The 2,162-nt window shown below is 75.3% G+C and carries 3 protein-coding genes; 1 reads left to right on the forward strand and 2 read right to left on the reverse strand.

The annotated features are described in order from the left end of the window. Positions 1 to 728: putative protein N(5)-glutamine methyltransferase (locus tag AC0CYZ_RS29955; protein ID WP_472221757.1), on the reverse strand; the 728-nt coding region annotated here is incomplete at its 3' end. 49 nt (positions 729 to 777) lie between these two features. Between AC0CYZ_RS29955 and AC0CYZ_RS29960 the strand changes: the two genes are divergently transcribed. Then, positions 778 to 1,953, forward strand: a complete 1,176-nt coding sequence (locus tag AC0CYZ_RS29960) for an alpha-hydroxy-acid oxidizing protein (RefSeq protein ID WP_472221758.1) — start codon at positions 778 to 780, stop codon at positions 1,951 to 1,953. Between the two features lie 68 nt (positions 1,954 to 2,021). On the opposite strand, the gene AC0CYZ_RS29965 is transcribed toward AC0CYZ_RS29960, so the two are convergent. Continuing rightward, positions 2,022 to 2,153 carry an EthD family reductase gene (locus AC0CYZ_RS29965; RefSeq protein WP_472221759.1) on the reverse strand — a complete coding sequence of 44 codons (132 nt, stop codon included), beginning with the start codon at positions 2,151 to 2,153 and terminating at the stop codon, positions 2,022 to 2,024. Positions 2,154 to 2,162: the final 9 nt, after the last annotated feature.

A 2,162-nucleotide genomic window follows, 5' to 3' on the forward strand; every position in this document is an offset into this window, starting at 1 on the left:
TCGTCGTCGTGCTCCACCGTGGCGGCGAGACCGGCCGCGGCGACCGCGTCGCGGGCCGCGTCGCCCTGGTGGGCGGCGCACTCCAGGAGCAGGGCCCCGCCCGGGGCGAGCCAGGCCGGGGCGAGCGCCGCGATCCGGCGCCGGACGGCGAGGCCGTCGCCGCCGCCGTCGAGGGCGGTGCGGGGCTCGTGGTCGCGGGCCTCGGGCGGCATCGTCGGGAGGCCGGCGGTGGGCACGTAGGGCGGCGAGGCGAGCAGGACGTCGACGCGGCCGCGCAGCATGGCGGGCAGGGCGGCGTCGAGGTCGCCGAGGTGGACGTGCGCACCGGGCGGGAGCGTCCGTCGGGCGCACGCGACGGCGACGGGGCCGACGTCGGCGGCGTGCAGCTCGACGCCGCCGACCTCCGCGGCGACGGCCGCGCCGAGCGCCCCGGAGCCGGCGCACAGGTCGACGACGACCGCGCCGGGCCGGGCCGCGGCGACCGCGCGGTCCACCAGCAGCCCGCTGCGCTGCCGCGGCACGAACACCCCGGGCCCGACGGCGACCCGACGCCCGCGGAACTCCGCCCAGCCCAGTACGTGCTCGAGCGGTTCGCCGGCGACCCGGCGGAGCGTCATCGCCTCGAGGTGACCGGGGTCGGGTGCGTCGGCGAGGAGCAGCGCGGCCTCGTCCTCGGCGAAGACGCATCCGGCGGCCCGCAGCCGGGCCACGAGCGCCGCCTCTTCCACGACGATCAGGTTAGGTTGCCGGGGCGGGCACGAGACCGGGAGGCCGACGATGCAGTACGGCGACTACCAGCTGGAGATCTACGGGGCCGGTCTGAAGGGCGTGCTGCCCCGGTGGCCGGTGGACTTCGCCGGGCTCGAGCAGGCGGCCGCGGCGGCCCTGCCCGACTGGATCCTGAACTACGTCGCGGGCGGCTCGGGGGACGAGCGGACCCAGCGCGGCAACGCCGAGGCGTTCGGCTGGTGGGGGATCGTGCCGCGGATGATGGCCGGCGCGTACGAGCGGGACCTCACGACGACGCTGTGCGGCATCGAGCTCCCGACGCCGCTGTTCTGCTGTCCGATCGGCGTCATCGGCATCTGCTCGCAGGACTTCCACGGCGACCTCGCGGTGGCCCGGGCCTGCGCCCGCACCGGGGTGCCGATGATGATGTCGACGCTCTCGCAGGACCCGCTCGAGGACGTCGCGGCCGCCCTGGGCGACACCCCGGGCTTCTTCCAGCTCTACACGCCGAAGGACCGGGACGTGGCGGTCTCGTTGATCCAGCGGGCCGAGAAGGCGGGCTTCTCGGCCCTCGTCGTCACCCTCGACACCTGGGTCACCGGCTGGCGCCCGCGCGACCTCAACACCGCGAACTTCCCGCAGCTGCGCGGGCACTGCCTGGCCAACTACTTCTCCGACCCGGCGTTCCGGGCGCTGCTCGACGCGCCCCCGGAGGAGGACCTGCGCGGGGCGGTCGGGATGTGGTCGCGCCAGTTCGGCAACAGCGTCTCCTGGGACGACCTCACCTGGATGCGCGAGGCCACCGACCTGCCGATCCTGCTCAAGGGGATCAGCCATCCCGACGACGCCCGGCGCGCGGTCGAGCTCGGCGTCGACGGGCTGTACTGCTCCAATCACGGCGGACGCCAGGCCAACGGCGGGCTGCCGGCACTGGAGACGCTGCCCGACGTCGTGGCGGCCGCGGGCGACGTGCCCGTGCTCTTCGACTCGGGGGTCCGCTCGGGTGCCGACGTCGCGAAGGCGCTCGCACTCGGGGCGTCCGCGGTGGGCCTCGGCCGGCCGTACGCCTACGCACTGGCGCTCGGCGGCGAGGACGGCGTGGTGCACCACCTGCGCTCGGTCCTCGCGGAGACCGACCTGATCATGGCCGTGGACGGCTACCCGACCCTCGCCGACCTGCGCGCCGAGGGCACGATCCGCCGGCTGCCCCACCAGGTCCGATAGGTGCGCTCCGCGCTCGTGAGCACTTTCCGGGCCTATGACACCGGACAGTGCTCACGAGCCTTCGGCACCTAGTCGTGCGCCACCAGCATCGTCGCGCCGCCGGTCGCGAAGTTCGGGACGTCACCCGCGGCGGCTTCGCCCTCGGCGGAGCCCAGCGCGGCCTGCAGCGACTCGAGCGAGTCGAAGGCGAGCTCGGCGATGAGGTGGTA

The organism is Actinomycetospora sp., from assembly GCF_055612215.1.

What these genes read in the sequence shown, in the direction of transcription:
- AC0CYZ_RS29960 (WP_472221758.1), top strand. Translation starts at nt 778, where the DNA reads ATGCAGTACGGCGACTACCAGCTGGAGATCTACGGGGCCGGTCTGAAG.